This window comes from Aureimonas sp. SA4125 (assembly GCF_019973775.1).
Lineage (GTDB): Bacteria > Pseudomonadota > Alphaproteobacteria > Rhizobiales > Rhizobiaceae > Plantimonas.
The window spans coordinates 2976208-2995470 of sequence record NZ_AP025032.1; the positions used below are offsets into that span (position 1 = coordinate 2976208).

The 19263-nt window shown below is 66.8% G+C and carries 14 protein-coding genes; 7 read left to right on the forward strand and 7 right to left on the reverse strand.

Features of this window, described 5'->3' with window-relative positions; translation table 11 throughout:
* Positions 1-7 precede the first annotated feature (7 nt).
* The 5 genes from solA to hutF all read right to left on the reverse strand — a co-directional run bounded on the left by solA (position 8) and on the right by hutF (position 6976).
* Positions 8-1150: an N-methyl-L-tryptophan oxidase gene (solA, locus tag Sa4125_RS14020; RefSeq protein WP_223998691.1), complete on the reverse strand. Its 1143-nt coding sequence runs from the start codon at positions 1148-1150 to the stop codon at positions 8-10.
* Entirely contained in the window at positions 1147-2682 is a 1536-nt protein-coding gene (gene hutH, locus Sa4125_RS14025) for a histidine ammonia-lyase (protein ID WP_223998692.1), read from the reverse strand. The genes solA and hutH (Sa4125_RS14025) overlap by 4 nt, the downstream gene beginning before the upstream one ends.
* Positions 2679-3959: an imidazolonepropionase gene (gene hutI / locus Sa4125_RS14030; protein ID WP_223998694.1), complete on the reverse strand. Its 1281-nt coding sequence runs from the start codon at positions 3957-3959 to the stop codon at positions 2679-2681. The genes hutH (Sa4125_RS14025) and hutI overlap by 4 nt, the downstream gene beginning before the upstream one ends.
* Positions 3952-5466 (reverse strand): histidine ammonia-lyase, encoded by a 1515-nt coding sequence (hutH, locus tag Sa4125_RS14035; protein ID WP_223998696.1) that lies wholly within the window; start codon positions 5464-5466, stop codon positions 3952-3954. The genes hutI and hutH (Sa4125_RS14035) overlap by 8 nt, the downstream gene beginning before the upstream one ends.
* A 130-nt stretch (positions 5467-5596) precedes the next feature.
* Positions 5597-6976 (reverse strand): formimidoylglutamate deiminase, encoded by a 1380-nt coding sequence (gene hutF / locus Sa4125_RS14040; protein WP_223998698.1) that lies wholly within the window; start codon positions 6974-6976, stop codon positions 5597-5599.
* Between the two features lie 108 nt (positions 6977-7084).
* On the opposite strand from hutF, the gene hutC reads away from it, so the two are divergent.
* The 3 genes from hutC (at position 7085) to Sa4125_RS14055 (ending at position 10159) form a co-directional block, all read left to right on the forward strand.
* Complete coding sequence (gene hutC, locus Sa4125_RS14045) at positions 7085-7825, forward strand: histidine utilization repressor (protein ID WP_223998700.1); 741 nt, start codon at positions 7085-7087, stop codon at positions 7823-7825.
* Between the two features lie 100 nt (positions 7826-7925).
* Complete coding sequence (gene hutU / locus Sa4125_RS14050; protein ID WP_224007811.1) at positions 7926-9599, forward strand: urocanate hydratase; 1674 nt, start codon at positions 7926-7928, stop codon at positions 9597-9599.
* 2 nt (positions 9600-9601) lie between these two features.
* On the forward strand, positions 9602-10159 hold the full coding sequence (locus Sa4125_RS14055; RefSeq protein WP_267461332.1) for a HutD family protein: 558 nt from the start codon (positions 9602-9604) through the stop codon (positions 10157-10159).
* A 39-nt stretch (positions 10160-10198) separates the two neighbouring features.
* Here Sa4125_RS14055 and Sa4125_RS14060 read toward each other — a convergent pair whose 3' ends face one another.
* A complete protein-coding gene (locus Sa4125_RS14060) occupies positions 10199-12130 on the reverse strand; it encodes a PAS domain-containing sensor histidine kinase (protein ID WP_223998704.1) in 1932 nt (643 codons plus the stop codon).
* 316 nt (positions 12131-12446) lie between these two features.
* Here Sa4125_RS14060 and Sa4125_RS14065 point away from each other — a divergent pair, with 316 nt between their 5' ends.
* From Sa4125_RS14065 to Sa4125_RS14080, 4 genes are all read left to right on the forward strand, one after another.
* Complete coding sequence (locus Sa4125_RS14065) at positions 12447-13217, forward strand: exodeoxyribonuclease III (RefSeq protein ID WP_223998705.1); 771 nt, start codon at positions 12447-12449, stop codon at positions 13215-13217.
* A 174-nt stretch (positions 13218-13391) separates the two neighbouring features.
* Positions 13392-15407, forward strand: coding sequence for an AI-2E family transporter (locus tag Sa4125_RS14070; protein WP_223998706.1), 2016 nt, complete (start codon positions 13392-13394; stop codon positions 15405-15407).
* Positions 15408-15542: 135 nt separating this feature from the next.
* Positions 15543-16127, forward strand: coding sequence for a TRAP transporter small permease subunit (locus tag Sa4125_RS14075; RefSeq protein WP_223998708.1), 585 nt, complete (start codon positions 15543-15545; stop codon positions 16125-16127).
* A gap of 93 nt (positions 16128-16220) precedes the next feature.
* Positions 16221-17843, forward strand: coding sequence for a TRAP transporter large permease subunit (locus tag Sa4125_RS14080; protein ID WP_223998710.1), 1623 nt, complete (start codon positions 16221-16223; stop codon positions 17841-17843).
* Between the two features lie 245 nt (positions 17844-18088).
* Here the strand turns inward: Sa4125_RS14080 and Sa4125_RS14085 are convergent, their stop codons facing one another.
* On the reverse strand, positions 18089-19195 hold the full coding sequence (locus tag Sa4125_RS14085; RefSeq protein ID WP_223998712.1) for a TRAP transporter substrate-binding protein: 1107 nt from the start codon (positions 19193-19195) through the stop codon (positions 18089-18091).
* Positions 19196-19263 lie beyond the last annotated feature (68 nt).

The window sequence follows — 19263 nt, forward strand, 5'->3', positions numbered from 1 at the left end:
CGGGACGTCAGCCCTTCTTTCCCGCCAGTGCGGCGAAGGAGAACGCGTCGATCGGCAGCGACGTCCCGCCGTTCATCGCAAGATCGGCCAGGATCTCCCCGACGACGCTGGCGAACTTGAAGCCGTGGCCCGAGCAGGGCGAGGCGACGACGATCCGCGGCTCGCCCGGAAGGTGGTCGAGGAGGAAGTCCTCGCCCGGCAGCATGGTGTACCGGCAGGTGATCGCCGCCCGCCGCTGGCCCACTGCCACCGGAATGCGCCGTGCGACGAAATCGTCGAGCATGGCAAGGTCCGCTTCGTTGACCGGCGGATTGGATTGGTCGGGATCCACCGGCTCCATGAAATGGGCGTGCTTGCCGACCTTCAGCCCGTCCGGCCCGAGCGCGGGCACGCCGAAGAAGGATCCGCCCTCCGCCTCGTCGAGGAGGAAGGGGAGCATCGGCCCGAGTGTCGCCGATACGCCATCGCGCGGCGTGTACCAGGCGACCACCTGGCGGATCGGCCGGGCGATGCCCGCCAGCGCCGGGACGAGGTCCGCGATCCAGGGGCCCGTGGCGACGATCACCTTCCGCGCCCGGACGCGCGAGTGATCCGAAACGAGGGTCACGCCCGCATCGTCCGGCTCGATTGCGGTGACCTTCTCGCCGAGCCGCAGCATGGCCCCTGCCCCCGTAGCCACTCTCAGATGCGCCATGACCGCGGTCTCGGGCCGGAGGAAGCCTCCCTGCGGCTCCAGCACCGCGACCTCGTCCGGCTCGAGGCGCACCGCCGGGAACCGCACGGCACTCGCGGCGGCATCCAGAACCTCGTGCGAAAGACCATGCAGTGTGCAGGAGGCGATGGTACCGGCGACGATGCCGCTCTCCGGTCGGCCGATCTGCAGGATGCCGGAGACGGTCAGGATGTCGGCGCCGCTCGCCGCTTCCAGCGCCCGCCAGTTGGCGTAGGCGCGGTGCAGCAGCGGCACATAGGCCGGATCCTCGAAATAGCCGAGGCGGATCAGTCTTGTATCGCCGTGCGATGAGCCGAGCGCATGCGCCGGGAACGCGGCCTCGAAGCCGATGACCCGCACGCCACGCTCCGCCAGATGCGCGACCGCGGCGCTGCCCATGGCACCGAGGCCGATGACGGCGACATCGAAGTCGCTCATGCCGGGATCGCGACGACGCCGGGCAGTGACCCACCGGCGGCGGCAAGCGCGCCGCTGACGACGAGCGCCGTCGCCTTTTCCATGTCGGGCGCGAAATAGCGGTCTTCGCCCAGCATCGGCACCTCGGCCCGGATCACCCTGCGCGCCGCTTCCAGCAGCGGGCTGGAGGTGAGCGGCGCGTGGAAATCGCAGCCCTGCGCGGCCGCCAGGAGTTCGATGCCGACGACATGGGCGACGTTCATCGCCATCGGCCCGAGGCGCCGCGCGCCGTGCGTCGCCATGGAGACATGGTCTTCCTGGTTGGCCGATGTCGGGATGGAATCGACGCTTGCGGGAAAAGCGCGACTCTTGTTTTCCGAGACGAGCGCGGCGGCCGTCACCTGCGGCAGCATGAAACCGGAGTTGAGACCGGGCGTCGCCGTCAGGAAGGCCGGCAGGCCCGACAGCACCGGGTCGACCAGCATGGCGATGCGCCGCTCGGTGATCGACCCGATCTCGCAAAGCGCGATGGCGATCATGTCGGCGGCGAAGGCCACCGGTTCGGCGTGGAAATTGCCGCCGGAAATGACCTCGCCGGTCTCGGCGAAGACCAGCGGATTGTCCGACACGCCGTTCGCCTCGATGGCGAGCGTCGCGGCCGCCTGGCGCAAGAGGTCGAGGCAGGCGCCCATCACCTGCGGCTGGCAGCGCAGGCAGTAGGGATCCTGCACGCGGCTGTCGCCGACCAGGTGCGACTGCCGGATCGCGCTTCCGGCCATCAGGCCGCGCAGGGCCTTGGCCACCTCGATCTGGCCGCGGTGGCCGCGCAGCGCATGGATACGGGGGTCGAAGGGGCCGTCCGAGCCGCGCGCGGCATCGGTCGCGAGCGCCCCGGTCACCAGCGCCGACTGGAACACGCGCTCGGCCGCGAACAGGCCGGCCAGCGCCAGGGCGGTCGAGACCTGCGTGCCGTTGAGGAGGGCGAGCCCCTCCTTCGGGCCAAAGGCCGAAGGCGTCATGCCGGCCTTGGCCAGCGCCTCGGTTGCGGGCATGCGCTCGCCCCTCAGGATCGCCTCGCCGACGCCCATCAGTACGGCGGCCAGATGCGCCAACGGCGCGAGGTCGCCCGAGGCGCCGACCGAGCCCTGGCCGGGAATGACGGGAATGAGATCGTTGTCGAGACATGCCTGCAGCGCCTGCAGCGTCTCCCAGCGCACGCCCGAGGCGCCGCGGGCAAGGCTGGCGAGCTTCATCGCCAGGATCAGCCGGACCACCGGCACCGCCAGCGGCTCGCCGACGCCGGCGGCATGCGACAGGACGATGTTCTCCTGCAGCCGGGCGAGGTCGGCATCGGGAATGCGCACGGTCGCGAGCTTGCCGAAGCCGGTGTTGATTCCGTAGACCGGCTCGCCCTTGGCGACGATCGCCGCGACGGTGGCGGCACTGGCGAGGACTCCGTCGCGGCAGGCGGGATCGAGGTGCACGGACGCGCCGAAATAGATCGCGCGCCAGTCAGCGAGACTGACGGCGCCGGGGGTGAGAAGCTTGGTCATTGGCCTTGAAAGATCCTTTGGTGCAGCGGGTTGTAGCCGATGCGGTAGACGAGTTCGGCGGGACGCTCGATGTCCCAGATGGCGAGGTCGCAGGATTTGCCGCGCTCCAGTGTGCCGATGTCGGCGAGCATGCCCAGTGCCCGCGCCGCCTCGCGCGTGACGCCGGCAAGGCACTCCTCCACCGTCATGCGGAAGAAGGTGGCGGCCATGTTCATGGTGGTGAGCAAGGAGGTGATCGGCGCCGTTCCCGGATTGCAGTCGGTCGCCACCGCCATCTTCACGCCGAAGCGGCGAAACGCCTCGATCGGCGGCTTTTGCGTCTCGCGCAGCACGTAGAAGGCGCCGGGCAGGATCACCGCGACGGTGCCGGCAGCGGCCATCGCCGCGGCGGCCGCGTCGCTGGTATATTCCAGATGATCGGCCGACAACGCACCGAATTCGGCCGCGAGCCCCGCGCCGCCGAGATCGGAGAGCTGGTCGGCATGCAGCTTGACCGGCAGGCCCAGCACTTCGGCAGCGGCGAAGACCCGCGCAACCTCATCGGTCGAAAAGGCGATGCCCTCGCAGAAGGCATCGACCGCATCGACGAGGCCTGATTTGGCGAGGTCGGGCATGACCGTATCGCAGACAAGATCGAGATAGCCTTGACGGTCCTCGGCATATTCCGGCGGCAGGGCATGTGCGCCGAGATAGGTCGTGGCGATCCGGACGGGTCGATGCCTGCCGAGGTCGCGCGCGGCTTCCAGCATGGTGCGCTCGGCCCGGGCGTCGAGACCATAGCCCGACTTCACCTCGGCCGTGGTCACGCCTTCCGCGAGAAGCGCGTCGAGCCGCTTCAGCGCCGAGGCGACGAGGTCCTCGCGGCTGGCGGCGCGGGTGGCGCGCACGCTCGACAGGATCCCGCCGCCGGCCGCGGCGATCGCCTCGTAGCTCGCCCCGTCCAGCCGCATCTCGAATTCGAGCGCCCGGTCGCCGCCGTGGACGAGGTGGGTGTGGCAGTCGATCAGCCCCGGCGTTACCCAGCGCCTGCCGAGATCGACAACGGTCGTCGCCGCGAAATCCACGGGAAGGTCGGCGCGCGCGCCGACGAAGACGATGCGGCCGTCGCGGGCGGCGATCGCGCCATCTTCGACGATGCCAAGGCCCGGCAGCGCCGGGTCGAGCGTCGCGAGGCGCGCATTCGTCCACAGCGTGTCGGCGGACGTGTTGGCAGGCGTGGAACCGGGGGCAGGACGGCCCGTCGGAGCCGTTGGTCTCGGCGCGGTCCTGTCACTCATCGTGCCCCTCCTGTCTCGGCGCATGGCCCGGCGGCGGCGCGGCGACGATGAGGTCGTGCGCGCGCGTCATCTCGCCCGACAGCGCCCGATCGTCGCCATAGCGGGCGATCGCGGCCCGAAGATGCGCGTAGACCGGTTCCGTACCCGCAGCCCGCGCGGCCACGTCCCCCAGCGCATCGTGCGCGTCGCATCCTGCCAGATATTCGATGCCGAGGATCATCGCGGCATTGTCGATGATGGCGAGGCATTTCGTCGAGGCCGCCGTGGCGTGGGCGAGAAAATCCTCCTGCAGGCCGGAGGTCACGCCACCGTCGAGGCTTGCCGGCGCCGCCAGCCGGCGGTTCTCGCAGACGAGGCCAAGGGCGGTGTATTGGGCGATCATGAAGCCCGAACCGGAGCCGGGGTCGAGGGCGAGGAAGGGCGGCAGTCCCGAAACCAGCGGGTTGATCAGCCGGTCGAGGCGGCGCTCGGCCATGGCGGCGACCTGCGCCACGGCGACGCCGAGCGAATCCAGCGCCTGACCGAGAGCCGGCGCGACGGCATGTGCCTCGGAATGAACACGTGGATCCTCGGCCGTGCCGGAGACCATCGGATTGTCGGTCACCGCCGCAAGCTCACGATCGACCACGGCGGCGGTGACGGCGAGAACGTCACGAGCGGCGCCATGGACATGCGGGATGGCGCGCAGGCTGAGCGCATCCTGCGTCCGGGCGCCGAGCGCCCTCGCGATCAGGCCGCTGCCGAAAAGCCGCATCCTGAGGCTGCGCCCGACCTGCTGAAGCCCCTCCGAGGGGCGGACGGCGAGAACCCCCTCGTCGAAGGCCGAGGTCTGCCCGCCCAGCGCTTCCAGCGACAGCGCGGCAAGGGCGTCGGCCCAATCGAGCACGCGCTCGGCGCGCGCCAGCGCCAGTGCCGCGAGCCCGGTGGCGCAGGGACTGCCGTTGACCATGCTGAGACCTTCCTTCGCCTCCAGCACGACAGGCGCCTGACCGATCCGGGCCAGCGCCCCGGCGCCCGTCATGCGCTCGTCGCCAATGCGGGCGAAGCCCTCGCCGATCAGCACCAGGCCGATATGCGCCATGTGGGTGAGATAGCCGACCGATCCCCGACCGGGGACTTCCGGGACGACACCGCCCGACAGCAGCCCCAGCATGGCCTCGACCGTGGCCGGGCGCACGCCCGAGCGTCCGTGTGCAAAATTGTTCACCTGAACCGCGATGATGGCTCTCACCTCCTCCGAGGGTAGCGGCGCGCCGACGCCGCAGGCATGGCTCATCAGGAGATTGCGCGCGAAGCGGCGCTGTGATTCCCGGTCGACGACCGTGTCGGACAGGGCGCCGACGCCGGTATTGACGCCATAGGCGCGGATGCCGCGATCAAGGATCGCCTCGACGATGTCGCGCGCGGCCGCAAGTCGCTGCCAGGCCGCGGCGGACAGCGAAAGCTCCTCCCCACCCGCCACACGGACGATGCCGCGCCAGTCGAGCCCGGTGTCGAGGATGATCATGCCCTGTCCTCAAACGCCGTCATGCGCCCGAGGCAACTTGATGCCGCAAACCCGGCGCCGCATCCGCGCCGAGCCTGTCCGAACGACCGCCCGGCGCGCCCCGGAAAGAGACTGCAGAGGTTTCGCGCGCTCATGCTGAAGCCAGCCGATCGAGCGCTGCACGAAAGTCCCGGTCGATCGCCTCCGCGTTTGCATGGCGACGGTCGCGGATGACCCAGCGGCCGGCGACCATGACGTCGCGCACGACCTTGCTGCCACGGGCGAAGATCCACCGGTCGAGCACCCGGTCGCCCTCCGAGGTCGCGATGAAGGCGTCGTCGCCGTCGAGAACGGTGAAGCTTGCTGGCGCACCGACGGCGATCCGCCCGCCGGACGCCGCCCCGAGCGCCGTGACGCCGCCGTCCAGCGCCGCGTCGAACAGCCGCCGGCCGGTGGACCGGTCGGGACCGCCGGCCAGAACATTGCGCCGCCGTGCCTGCAGCCGCTGGCCGTATTCGAGCATCCGCAGTTCCTCCGCGACGGAGGTCGCGACCTGGCTGTCCGAACCGATGCCGAAGCTGCCGGCCTTGCCGAGATAGGCCTCGGCAGGGAAGATGCCGTCGCCGAGATTGGCCTCCGTCGCCGGGCAAAGGCCAACCACCGCGCCAGAGGCGGCAAGGTCCCGGACCTCGCCATCTTCCAGGTGGGTCGCGTGGATCAGGCACCAGCCCTTGCCCGCGCCGATCTCGTCGAGGAGGAGGCGCACCGGTCGCCTGCCGCTCCAGGCGAGGCAGGCCTCGACCTCGGCGGTCTGCTCGGCGGCATGGATGTGGATCGGCCCCGAGGCAAGGCCCGCGCCGAGGATCGCGCGCATCTCGCCCGGTGTCGCGGCGCGAAGGGAGTGGAAGGCCAGACCCAGCGTCGCCGTCGTGCCGAGTTCGGTGCGCAGCCGTTCGAGCAGCGACAGAAAGGCATCCGGAGAATGGACGAAACGGGCTTGCCTTTCCTGCGGCGGCGCCCCGCCGAAGTCGGAATGGGCGTAGAAGACCGGCAGCAGGGTCAGGCCGATCCCGGCACGGCGGGCGGCATCGGCGATGCGCAGCGACATCTCGGCCGGGTCGTCATACGCGCCGCCGCCCGCCGCATGGTGAAGATAGTGAAATTCGCCGACCGCGCCATAACCGCCCTTCAGCATCTCGACATAGAGTTTCGCCGCGACAGCGCCCGCGTCCTCCGGGGAAAGCAGGCCGGCGATGCGGTACATGACATCGCGCCAGGTCCAGAAGCTGTCGGCCGAACTGCCGGCAACCTCGGCCTGGCCGGCCATGACATACTGAAACGCGTGACTGTGGAGGTTGGGCATGGCCGGAACGAGCGGCCCCGCCACCCGCTCGGCACCCGCAGGCTCGGCGCCGACCGCGATTGCGGCGATCCGGCCGTCGGCGCCGATGTCGAGGCGCACATCGCCAGCCCAGCCGTCCCGGAGAAGCGCTCTTCCGGCGAACAGCGAAGAGGGGTAGACAAGCGACATGCGAAACCCATCAGCTTACATATACAAGCACCATATCCAGCCCGCTCTCTCGCGCAAGCCATTTTTGACGTGTGGTTTGATCGAGGTCGGGCCCGAGCGGCCTGGGTCATGAGCCAGAAGCGCGCCGCCTTCCTCATCCGAAACGGAGACAACCCGCTCTACGCCGGGGTCAAGCAGGCGATCACCGCCCGCATCCGTTCGGGGGAGTGGCAGCCGCGCGGCCGCATCGCCTCGGAAAACGAACTCGTCGCCGCGCTCGGCGTCAGCCGGATGACGGTGAACCGGGCCGTGCGGGAGCTGGCGGCGGAGGGCGTTCTCGTCCGAATCCAGGGTCTCGGCACCTTCGTAGCCGAAGGCAAGGGCCAGTCGAGCATGTTCGAGGTGAAGAACATCGCCGAGGAAATTTCCGCACGAGGACATGTCCACCGCGCCGTGGTGACCCTGCTCGACGCCGTCAAGGCCTCCCCCGAGGTAGCCGAAGAACTCGGCATCGCCGTCGGCGATCCGGCCTTCCACTCGATCATCGTCCACCACGAGAACGACGTGCCCGTCCAGCTCGAGGACCGCCACGTCAACGCAGCCATCGCACCCACCTATATCGACCAGGACTTTACGCAGACGACTCCCAACGCTTTCCTCACCGCTCTCGTCGCCTGGACCGAAGCCGAGCACGAGATCGAGGCGACACTGCCGGCGAGCTGGGAGGCGCGGCTCCTGTCGATCGGCCGCGCCGATCCCTGCCTTCTGATGCGCCGGCGAACCCTTGCCTTCGACCGCGTCGTCACTTCGGTTCGCCTGCTCATTCCCGGCGGACGATACCGGCTGCAGGGACGCCACCAGCCGCAGTGAAAGGATGGCGGATCGGGATGCCGGTCCACCGCGTTGCATTGACAGAGCGCCGGAATTGATCCTAGCTTGTCTATACAAGTTCTACAGGATGGCCGAGATGATGAGCAATACCCGCTACCGCGACGTCGAGATCCGGGCCCCGCGCGGTCCGGAGATCTCCGCCAAGAGCTGGCTGACCGAAGCGCCGCTGCGCATGCTCATGAACAATCTCGACCCCGACGTCGCCGAGAACCCGAAGGAGCTCGTCGTCTACGGCGGCATCGGCCGGGCAGCGCGCGACTGGGAGAGTTTTGACCGCATCGTCGCCTCGCTGAAATCACTGGAGGCGGACGAGACGCTGCTCGTCCAGTCCGGCAAGCCCGTGGGCATCTTCCGCACCCATGCCGATGCGCCGCGCGTCCTCATCGCCAATTCCAACCTCGTGCCGCACTGGGCGACCTGGGAGCACTTCAACGCCCTCGATCGCGAGGGGCTGATGATGTACGGCCAGATGACGGCTGGCTCCTGGATCTACATCGGCAGCCAGGGCATCGTGCAGGGCACCTACGAGACCTTCGTCGAGGCGGGGCGCCAGCACTATGGCGGGTCGCTCGCCGGCCGCTGGATCCTCACCGCCGGCCTTGGCGGCATGGGCGGCGCGCAGCCTCTGGCGGCAAGCTTTGCGGGCGCGGCCTCGCTCACCATCGAATGCCGCCAGGACGGCATCGATTTCCGCCTCCGCACAAAATATGTCGACGTCCAGGCGAAGGATCTCGACGACGCCCTGCGCCTCGTCACCGAAGCCTGCGCGGAGAAGAAGGTGCTGTCCGTCGCCCTCCTCGGCAATGCTGCGGAGATCCTGCCCGAACTCGTGCGGCGCGGCGTCAGGCCGGACATGGTCACCGACCAGACCTCGGCGCATGATCCTTTGAACGGCTATCTGCCGATCGGCTGGACCTGGGCCGAGTACCGCGAGCGTTCGCGCTCGGAGCCGGAGGCCGTGGTCAGGGCGGCGAAGGAGTCCATGGCCGTGCATGTGCGCGCCATGCTGGACTTCCACGCGCAAGGGGTGCCGACGCTCGACTACGGCAACAACATCCGCCAGATGGCGAAGGAAATGGGTGTTGCCGACGCCTTCGATTTTCCCGGCTTCGTCCCCGCCTACATCCGCCCGTTGTTCTGCCGGGGTGTCGGGCCGTTCCGCTGGGTGGCGCTGTCGGGCGATCCCGAGGACATCCGGAAGACCGATGCGAAGGTGAAGGAGCTCCTGCCCGACAACAGCCATCTCCACCGCTGGCTCGACATGGCGCAGGAGCGCATCGCCTTTCAGGGCCTGCCGGCGCGGATCTGCTGGGTCGGCCTCGGCGACCGCGCCAAACTCGGCCTCGCCTTCAACGAGATGGTCCGGAGCGGCGAACTGACGGCACCCATCGTCATCGGCCGCGATCATCTGGATTCCGGCTCCGTCGCGTCGCCCAACCGCGAAACGGAATCGATGCGCGACGGCTCGGACGCCGTCTCCGACTGGCCGCTCCTCAACGCCCTCCTCAACACCGCCTCGGGCGCGACCTGGGTCTCGCTGCACCATGGCGGCGGCGTCGGCATGGGCTTCTCGCAGCATTCCGGCATGGTCATCGTCTGCGACGGGTCCGAGGATGCCGACCGGCGGCTTGCCCGCGTCCTCCACAACGATCCCGCCACCGGCGTCATGCGCCATGCCGATGCCGGCTACGACATCGCCATCGACTGCGCCCGCGAAAAGGGCCTGAACCTGCCCATGCTCGGGGGCGGCTGAACATGGCGGTAACGGTCATCGGAGCGACGGATCATGCAAGGATGCCCTGGGCGAACGGCAGGGGCATGACAGTCGAGCTGGTGCGCCGGGAGGACGCGGATGGGCGCCTCCTGTACCGGCTGTCGGTGGCGGACGTCGTTGCGGCCGGACCGTTCTCGTCGTTGCCCGGCGTCGATCGCCAGCTTGTCCTCATCGAAGGAGCCGGATTCGACCTCATGCACGAGGGCGAGACGGCGACGATCCTGCCGCTGGTGCCGGTGGCCTTTTCCGGCGATGCAGATGTCGAGGCGGTGGACGTCCGCGGGCCGTCGCGCGATCTGAATGTCATGACGGGACGCGGCCTTGCGACGGCAGGCGTGACCGTCCACCGCCACGGCGTCCGCCACCAATGCGCGGACATCACCTTCGGCTACGTCGTTTCGGGAAGCTTTGCCTGCAAGGGGCTTGCCATCGCGGCGCGTGACCTTGTCGCGCTGGAGGGCGAGGACATGGTCGACATCAGCGGCGACGGCTGCCTTGTCCTGGTCGACATTTCGCTCCCCGCGCCCGAGAAGGTCTGAGCGCGGCGCGAGATCGCCCTCGTCTTGGACCCTGTGCGTTCAGTCCACCATTACCTGGTCGATGAGCCGCACCAGATCCTTCTGGCGGAAAGGCTTGGACAGCATCGGCAGCGCCGAGTCGATCCCGGGCGGAAGCTCGATATAGCCGGTTGCCAGCACGACCGGCAGTTTGGGACGCTCGGCATGGGCGACCGTGGCAAGTTCCAGGCCGGTCATGTGCGGCATCGCATAGTCGGTGATCAACAGATCGATCGACTTTTCTCGCCGCAGGATATCGAGCGCCTGCTTGCCCGAACAGGCATCGAAGACGGTGTGGCCGAGATCCTCGAGCAATGCGACGGTGTTCATGAGGACGAGCGCGTCGTCGTCGACCGCCAGGATGACGAACTTCCGCCCTTCGCCTGACTCAGTCCGCCCCGCTGCGCATTTTGAGGACTTGGCGACGAGGGGCATTGCCGGCAGCCATAGCTCGGCTGTCGTTCCCTCCCCCTTCACGCTTTTCAGGACGAGGCGTCCGCCAGATTGGTCGGTCAGGCCGTCCACCATCGACAGGCCGAGGCCGGTTCCCTTGCCGATGCCCTTGGTGGTGAAGAAGGGTTCCCGGACGCGGGCCAGCGTCTCGGCGTCCATGCCGTCGCCCCTGTCGGTGACCGACAGGCAGATATAGGCACCCGGCTTCAGCCCGGTGCTGTGGCCCGGAAGCACCTTTTCAGATCGCGCGGCGATGACGATCGGCTCCCTGCTGCTGTTGGCGTCGGAGGCATTCATGGTCAGGTTCAAGAGCGCCAGTTCGATCTGGTTCGGGTCGGCGAAGATCGGTTCGATGTCCTCCGGAATATCGAACTTGAGGGCGCCGACGGACCCGAGCGATCGGGTGAGAAGGTCGGTAATGCCGCTCACCAAAGTCTGCAGGTCGACCGACACGGGTTCCAACGCCTGTCGCCGGGCGAAGGCAAGCATGCGCTGGGTCAGCGCCGCACCGCGCTCGGCGCCCTTGATGGCGTTGTCGATGAGCGGCCGGACGCGCGGATCGGGCGGCAATCGCAACTTCAAGAGTTCCAGGCTACCGAGGATGGCCATCAGCAAATTATTGAAATCATGGGCGATGCCGCCCGTCAGCCGACCAATGGCTTCCATCTTCTGCGCCTGGAAGGCGATCTCCCGAGCCTCCAAGAGAGCCAAATCGGCGTCCCGCTTGGCTGTGGTGTCGCGCGTGACCTTGGCAAAACCGACGAGCTCGCCGCGATCGCTGCGGATGGGGTTGATGACGACGGTCGACCAGAAGCGCGACCCGTCCTTGCGCTGGCGCCACCCCTCCCCCTCGTAGCACCCATCGCGCTTGGCTGCCTGCAGCGACCAAGTCGGCAGCCCGCTTTCCCGATCCTCGGGCGTGTAGAAGCGTGAGAAATGCTCACCGATGATCTCGGCTGGCGCGTAGCCGCTGATGCGCTCGGCGCCGAAGTTCCAGCTCGTGATCCTGCCGAAGGTATCGAGCATGTAGAGGCCATGATCCTTCACGCCCTGCACGAGCAGGCGGAACTGCTGTTCGCTCTGCTGCAGCGCCTCCTCGGCGATCTTGCGCTCGGTCAGGTCGCGGGTGATCTTGGCAAAGCCGAGGAGCTTTCCATCCGGCGAGCGAATTGCGTCGATGACCACATGCGCCCAGAACCGGCCGCCGTCCTTGCGCAGGCGCCAGCCCTCGGCTTCAAATCGCCCGACGGACGCTGCCGTATCCAGCGCTCTCTGCGGAACGCCCGACGCGCGCTCCTCCGGCAGATAGAAGCGCGAAAAATGCTCGCCGATGATTTCGAAGTCCGCATAGCCCTTGAAGCGCTGTGCCCCAGCGTTCCAGCTGGCGACGACACCGCTTGGATCCAGCATGTAGATCGCATAGTCGGTCACAGCCTCGACGAGAAGCTGGTAGCGGCTGGCTGCCAGTTGGGGCGGTTCAAAGCAGTCGGAATATTCCATAACGAATCACCTCGGCACCCAACTGAGAGTTCGTCTCATTAGCAGCCCTAAATCACTGAAAGCAAAGAGTGGTTTGGATCGTTACCCTGGCACGGGATCTGAATCTCGAGGTGACTTCGCGGAAGAAGGCACGCTCGGGCACCGAAAGAGAATAACATTCGCGGTGCCCAGACTACTCAGGGCCTCGCTGCGCAATGCGTGCGCCAGTGGAGGCAAATGCCTCTGCCAGAAGAGAATGCCGACGGGGTACCGAGTAAGGTCTACCAAAGGCCGCGGGGACCGGTCGCGTCGTCCTGTCTGCAAGCGGGAGATCTGCATGAAGGTAGCCAGCTACAATATCAACAACGTGACCAGACGCCTGCCCAATCTTCTGGCGTGGCTGGACAGGGCAGGCCCTGACCTCGTCTGTCTGCAGGAACTGAAGGCCGCCCAGTCCAAATTTCCGCAGCAGGAGCTCGCGGCAGCCGGCTATCACGCGGTATGGCGGGGAGAAAAGCAGTGGAACGGCGTCGCCATTCTCGCCCGCGGCTCCCTGCCGATCGTCACCAACGATGCGCTCCCCGGCGACCCTGGAGACGGGCAGAGCCGCTACATCGAGGCCGCCTATCAGGGGGTGCTCGTCGCCTCGATCTACCTGCCGAACGGCAACCCGCAACCCGGGCCCAAATTCGACTACAAGCTTGCCTGGTTCGAGCGACTGATCGATCATGCCGCGACGCTGCAGGCGGCCGGCCTGCCGGTGATCCTTGCCGGCGATTACAACGTCGCTCCGACCGATCGCGACATCTACTCCGTGAGGTCGCTGGCGGACAACGCATTGGTGCAGCCGGAAAGCCGCAAGGCATTCGCGCGCCTCCTGGCGGCCGGGTGGACCGATGCCGTCCGGACCCGGCATCCGGATGCGCCCATGTACAGTTTCTGGGACTACAAGCGCGAGGCCTGGGAACGCGATCACGGCATGCGTCTCGATCACCTTCTTCTCAGCGACAGCATCGCGCCGCGGCTTCTTGATGCCGGGGTCGACCGGAATGTCCGCGGGGAGAAAGGCGCCAGCGATCACGCACCGGTCTGGGCAACGTTCAGATGAGGCCATTTGCGGCGGGGGCAAGGGGCGATTGGGATGAGACACCACGAGGGGCACCTCATCGGCGCTGTCTCGAATACCTTGGCGACGCAGCGCAACCTCCGTCCGGACTGACCGTTGAACAGGGCCGCCGAAAGTGCTCCAGGGGTATCGCATCCCGCCGCGACGAGGACCTCCATGCCGACACCTTCTCGCCTGCCGGAAACGATGCGCAGCGACATACCAGCCATTGCGCCCGGCGCGGGCCTCCAGAGCCTTGCCGTTTCCGTCGTGGTGATCGCGGCGCTCTACTTCGGGCGCGACATCTTCGTTCCGCTGGCGCTGGCGACGCTTTTGAGCTTTGCCCTCGCGCCGATCATCTCGAAGCTTCGCCGCCTGCACGTGCCGCGCACGCCGGCCGTGATCTTCGTCGTCCTCATGGCCTTCATCGCCATTCTGGGATTTGGCGCGCTGGTGGCCGGACAGGTCTCGCAGCTCGGCAGCAACCTGCCGAAATACCAGTACAACATCCAGACGAAGATCCGCGACCTGCGCTCCAGCGCCACCGGCGGCGGCGTCATCGAACATGCTTCCGAAATGCTTCAGAAGCTGAGCGAGGAGATCGACGAACCCGATGAGGCGCCGGCCAGCACCCGGGCGACCACATCCACGTCGACCGAGCCCGCACCGCCGGAACCGATCCCCGTCCGGATCCAGCAGCCTGATCCCGCACCGTTCGAGATGCTGCAGACCATCGTCGGACCGCTGATCTCGCCGCTGGCGACGGGCGGCGTCGTGATCGTCTTCGTCATCTTCATCCTCCTGCAAAGAGAGGACCTCCGTGACCGCTTCATTCGGCTTGCGGGCGGCAATGACCTGCACCGTACGACACGAGCGCTCAGCGATGCTGGCAAGCGCGTGGCGAAATACCTGCTGATGCAGCTCGTCGTGAACACCACCTACGGCATCCCGATCGGTGTCGGCCTCTGGTTCATCGGCGTCCCCAATCCGCTTCTCTGGGGCATGCTCGCCACCGTCCTGCGCTTCGTTCCCTATATCGGCCCCTTCATCGCCATGCTCTTTCCCATGGTGCTGGCGGTGGCGGTCGACCCCGGCTGGTCCATGCTGTTCTGGACAGCGTCTTTGTTCATCGGCATCGAGCTGGTCAGCAACAATGTCGTCGAACCCTGGCTTTATGGCGCCAGCACGGGTCTTTCGTCGGTGGCGATCATCGTCGCCGCGATCTTCTGGACATGGTTGTGGGGTCCTATCGGGCTGCTGCTGTCAACGCCGCTGACCGTCTGCCTCGTCGTCCTCGGCGAACATGTTCCGCAGTTTTCCTTTCTGCATGTGCTTCTGGGAAGCCAACCCGTGCTCTCCCCGCATGAGCAGATCTACCAGCGGCTTCTGGCTGGGGACCCCTATGAGGCGACGGAAAAGGCCGAAGACTACCTTGAAGAGCACTCGCTGCGCGACTTCTACGACGACGTGGCGCTGCCAGCGCTCGCGCTTGTCGAGCAGGACCGGGCACGCGGCGTGCTGGACGAAGTCCGCCGGGCCCGGGTCGCCGACGGGGCACGCACCCTCGTCGACAACCTGTCCGACCATCAGGATGTCGTTCCCGCCGAGGCTGACGTAGAGCCCAAGGATACCCCCGAAAGCATCGTCGTTGAAGGCGAGGAGGTTCCTCCCCTGGTCTACGCGACGCGCCCCGGCTGGGAAAAAGACGCCGTGCTGTGCGCAGGCGGACGCGGCAATCTCGACGACGTGGCGTCGGAAATGCTGGCGCAAGTTCTCTCGCAGGATGCGATCGGAACGCAGGCCGTGTCCTTCGAGGAACTTGCGGCAGAAAAATATACGAGGCTGGACCTGCAGGGTGTCCAGATGATCTGCCTTTCCTTCATGAATGCCGAGTCCGTCGTGCATGCCCGCTATCTCGTCCGGCGCCTGCGACGCCGCACGAGCGTTCCGATCCTCGTCGGCTTCTGGTCGTTACCTCCGGGGGAAGCTGACCGGCTGGAGCTCGTGAAGACGACGCGCGCGGACATGTCGGCGACGACTTTGGCCGAGGCGATCACGCAGATCGAGGCGCGCGCCAAGGTCGCCGTCGAACAGGAGGCGATCGTCACGCCCGAAACGCCAGACGCGGCGACCGTCGTCGCAGAAGATCCCACCGAGCCGCTGGCGCCCGGCTGGCAGCCTCTTCCTGGCTGACGGATCAACTGAGCCGCGAGGTTGAGAGAAACGGCACAGGAGAAGGCTGGTCAACGGGACCCGCCTCCCTTAAACACGCGGCATGTGCCGCCAAAGGTCGAAATTCTTCGAACTGCCGAACCGTCCCGTCGCCCCATGCAGCCCCTGCTCCTGATCAGCCGTTCCATCGACCGAATGAATGCCGGCTTCGCCGTGATTGCCGACTACTGCGTGCTGTTCGCCGTCCTCATCAGCGCGGCCAACGCGGCGGTGCTCTGGCTGGTCGGGCGCATTCCGTCCTGGCTGAACCCGGTTCCCGACGGCATCATCAACAATTTCTCCAACAGCTTTCTCGAGATCCAGTGGTATCTCTTCGCCGCGGTGGTGATGCTCGGTGCATCCTACACGCTGAAGCTCAATGGGCATGTGAGGGTGGATATCATCTATTCCTCCCTCAGCGACCGCGGCCGGCTCAAGGTCGACATCTTCGGGATCCTCGTCTTCATGATGCCGATCCTGACATTCTTCCTCTGGCTTTCCTGGCCGTTCTTCTGGCAATCCTTCGTATCGAGCGAGATGTCGAACAATGCCGGCGGGCTGATCCTCTGGCCGGCCAAGCTGATGTTGCCGCTGGGATTTACGCTGCTGTGGCTGCAAGGCGTGTCTGAATTGATCAAGCGTGTCGCCGCCATGATGGGCCTGATCCGGCTCGAAACGAGATACGACAAGCCGACGCAATAGCGGCGCTGGCGACACCCCTGGATCACCGCACCCCGGACGAGCCGAGCGGTCAAGCATCCAGCCTCTGAAGCACTGGGCGGAACGCAGAAGCACATGTTCGAGTACGGAATTATGCCACCGCTGATGTTCGGCGGGCTGATCGTGTTTCTCCTGGTCGGATTTCCCGTTGCCTTCTCGCTCGGCGCCGTCGGCATCTTCTTCGCCCTGATCGGCGTCTCGATCGACCAGTTCGACTTCGTCTTCATGAACGGCCTGCCGGCGCGCTTCTTCGGCATCCTGTCGAACGAGCTCCTGCTGGCGATCCCCTTCTTCACTTTCATGGGCGCCATCCTCGAGCGTTGCGGCCTGGCCGAGGACCTGCTCGAGGGCGCAGGGCAGCTCTTCGGCCCGCTGCCCGGGGGGCTTGCCTATGCCGTCGTGATCGTCGGCGCCATTCTCGGCGCGATCACCGGCACGGTCGCCGCCTCCGTCATCGCCATGGGCGTGGTCTCGCTGCCGGTGATGATGCGCTACGGCTACAACATGCGCGTGGCCACCGGCGTCATCGCCGCATCCGGCACGATCAGCCAGGTCATCCCGCCCTCGCTGGTGCTGATCATCATCTCCGACCAGCTCGGCCGCTCGGTCGGCGACATGTATGCCGGCGCGATCGGACCGGCCATGCTGCAGGTCTTCCTGTTCCTCCTGTTCATCTTCGCGCTGTCGATTTTCAGGCCGCGGCTTATGCCGCCGCTGCCGGCCGAGGCCCGCACGGTTCACGGCTGGGCGCTGGCGGCCAAGGTCGCCAAGGGCATGGTGCCCTCGCTGTTCCTGATCTTCCTCGTCCTCGGCACGATGATCCTCGGCGTCACCACGCCGACCGTGGCCGGCGCCATGGGCGCCTGCGGGGCCATGCTGCTCGCCGCCCTGCACGGTCGGCTGTCGTGGACGCTGCTGCGCCAAGCCATGGCGACGACGGCGCGGCTGACGGCGATGATCATCTTCATCCTCGTCGGCTCGACCGTCTTCTCCTTCGTGTTCCAGGGCATGGACGGTGGCAAGTGGATCGAGCATCTGCTGACGGGCCTGCCGGGCGGCGTGCTCGGCTTCCTGATCTTCGTCAACGTCTTCATCTTCCTGCTGGCCTTCTTCCTCGACTTCTTCGAGATCGCCTTCATCATCATCCCGCTGCTGGTCCCCGTGGCCAACGCGCTCGGCATCGATCTCGTCTGGTTCGGCGTCTTGATCTGCGTGAACATGCAGACCTCCTTCATGCACCCGCCCTTCGGCTTCGCGCTGTTCTACCTGCGCGGCATCGCCCCGGCCGAGGTCAAGAGCTCGGACATCTACTGGGGTGCGGTCCCGTGGGTCTGTCTGCAGATCGTGCTGGTGGTGATCGTCATCGCCTTCCCCGGCACGGTGACGCACTTCCTGAAGAAGGAGGCGGTGGTCGATCCCTCGACGATCCAGCTCAACGTGCCGATGCCGGGATTGGGGCAAAATCCCTACGGCGTTGCGCCTGTTCCGGGCCAAGGCGCGGCACCCAGTTTTGGCGCGCCTCCGGCGCCGAGTTTCGGCGCGCCACCCGCGCCTGCCTCAGGAAGCGTGGTGGCGCCGAGCTTTGGAGCGGCTCCAGCCTCAGCGATCACGCCAGCGCCGACATTCGGCACGCCGTCACCGACGCCGTCAGCGCCGGTAACCGCCGCGCCGCCGACCTTCGGTGCGCCACCGAATTGAGTTTTGAAGTTTGGGCAGCAAGCCGTGGCGCATGCGCCCAGGCCGCCGCCGCCATCTGGTCGTCCTCGCGCAAGGCGCGGGGATCCATGCCGAAACGCCATCATCGCTGATCTGGATCAGGACGGCACCGTCTACCGTCCTCGAACGCGAATGGCGGGTTGGCATGGATCCCCGGGGCGACAGCCCCGAGGAGGACGAACTGAGGAGGCGCCCCTCGCCGCCACCAGACGGGGGGGCGTCTTGCTTTACTTGCCCGCCGCCTGCTGGGCGTAGGCGTAGCTGTCATTGGTGTATTCCGCCACGCGGAACCACTCGTAGGACTGGCTGCGGAAGATCTTCCACGGCTCGTACATCTTCTTCCACTCGGCGTTTTCCGCCGACAGGCCGTCATAGAGCTTCTGCGCCTGATCGTAGGCCGCGTCCAGGACGTCGCGTGGCAGCGGCCGGAGTTGCACGCCCTTGCCGACGAGGCTGCGGATCGCCTTCATGTTGTTGACGTCGTACTGCGCCAGCATGTTGATGTTGGCGACCTTTGCGGCCGAATCCAGCACCGCCTTGTAAGCCTCCGGCAGCCCCTCATACTTCTCCTTGCCGAACATGAAATGGACGCTCGGGCCGGCCTCCCAGAAGGCCGGATAGTAGTAGAACTTCGCCACCTGGTAGAAGCCGAGCTTCTCGTCGTCATAGGGGCCGACCCATTCGGTGGCGTCGATCGTTCCGCGCTCCAGCGCCGGGTAGATGTCGCCGCCGGCGAGCTGCTGCGGCACGACGCCGAGCGGCTGCATCACCCTGCCGGCGAGACCGGCAATGCGCATCTTCAGGCCCTTGAGATCTTCCAGGCTGTTGACCTCGTTGCGGAACCAGCCGCCCATCTGCGTGCCGGTATTGCCGCCGGGCATGGCGACGATGCTGTAGTTGCCGAGAAACTCGTTGATGAGCTCGTTGCCGCCGCCGTGGTAGAGCCAGGCGTTCTGCTGGCGGGCATTGAGGCCGAAGGGGATGGCCGAGGGAATGGCGAAGGTCGGATCCTTGCCGACATAGTAATAGGCGACCGTATGCGCCGCTTCGACCGTGCCGTTCTGCACGGCGTCGAGCGCCTGCAGGCCAGGCACCAGTTCGCCGGCCGGGAAGACGTCGATGGTAAACTTGCCGTCCGTCATCGCCGAGACGGCCTTCGACAAGACCTGCGCTCCGCCATAGATGGTGTCGAGCGTGTTCGGAAAGCTCGACGTCAGGCGCCAGCGAATCTCCGGATTGGCCTGCGCCAAGGCAGGCGCCGCGAGCGTGACGCTCGCCGCTGCCGCGCCGCTGGCGGCAACGCCGGCCTTGGTGATGAATGTACGCCGATCCATGAGTGATTCTCCCCCTCGATTGCATGCGGACGGGGGCACTACCGGCAGCGGCAGTCGCCTCCCCTCGA

Bases quoted from the DNA above. Each gene is read 5' to 3' on its own strand.
- solA (WP_223998691.1), bottom strand. From the start codon at position 1,150: ATGAGCGACTTCGATGTCGCCGTCATCGGCCTCGGTGCCATGGGCAGC.
- hutH (WP_223998692.1), bottom strand. From the start codon at position 2,682: ATGACCAAGCTTCTCACCCCCGGCGCCGTCAGTCTCGCTGACTGGCGC.
- hutI (WP_223998694.1), bottom strand. From the start codon at position 3,959: ATGAGTGACAGGACCGCGCCGAGACCAACGGCTCCGACGGGCCGTCCT.
- hutH (WP_223998696.1), bottom strand. From the start codon at position 5,466: ATGATCATCCTCGACACCGGGCTCGACTGGCGCGGCATCGTCCGTGTG.
- hutF (WP_223998698.1), bottom strand. From the start codon at position 6,976: ATGTCGCTTGTCTACCCCTCTTCGCTGTTCGCCGGAAGAGCGCTTCTC.
- hutC (WP_223998700.1), top strand. From the start codon at position 7,085: ATGAGCCAGAAGCGCGCCGCCTTCCTCATCCGAAACGGAGACAACCCG.
- hutU (WP_224007811.1), top strand. From the start codon at position 7,926: ATGAGCAATACCCGCTACCGCGACGTCGAGATCCGGGCCCCGCGCGGT.
- Sa4125_RS14055 (WP_267461332.1), top strand. From the start codon at position 9,602: ATGGCGGTAACGGTCATCGGAGCGACGGATCATGCAAGGATGCCCTGG.
- Sa4125_RS14060 (WP_223998704.1), bottom strand. From the start codon at position 12,130: ATGGAATATTCCGACTGCTTTGAACCGCCCCAACTGGCAGCCAGCCGC.
- Sa4125_RS14065 (WP_223998705.1), top strand. From the start codon at position 12,447: ATGAAGGTAGCCAGCTACAATATCAACAACGTGACCAGACGCCTGCCC.
- Sa4125_RS14070 (WP_223998706.1), top strand. From the start codon at position 13,392: ATGCCGACACCTTCTCGCCTGCCGGAAACGATGCGCAGCGACATACCA.
- Sa4125_RS14075 (WP_223998708.1), top strand. From the start codon at position 15,543: ATGCAGCCCCTGCTCCTGATCAGCCGTTCCATCGACCGAATGAATGCC.
- Sa4125_RS14080 (WP_223998710.1), top strand. From the start codon at position 16,221: ATGTTCGAGTACGGAATTATGCCACCGCTGATGTTCGGCGGGCTGATC.
- Sa4125_RS14085 (WP_223998712.1), bottom strand. From the start codon at position 19,195: ATGGATCGGCGTACATTCATCACCAAGGCCGGCGTTGCCGCCAGCGGC.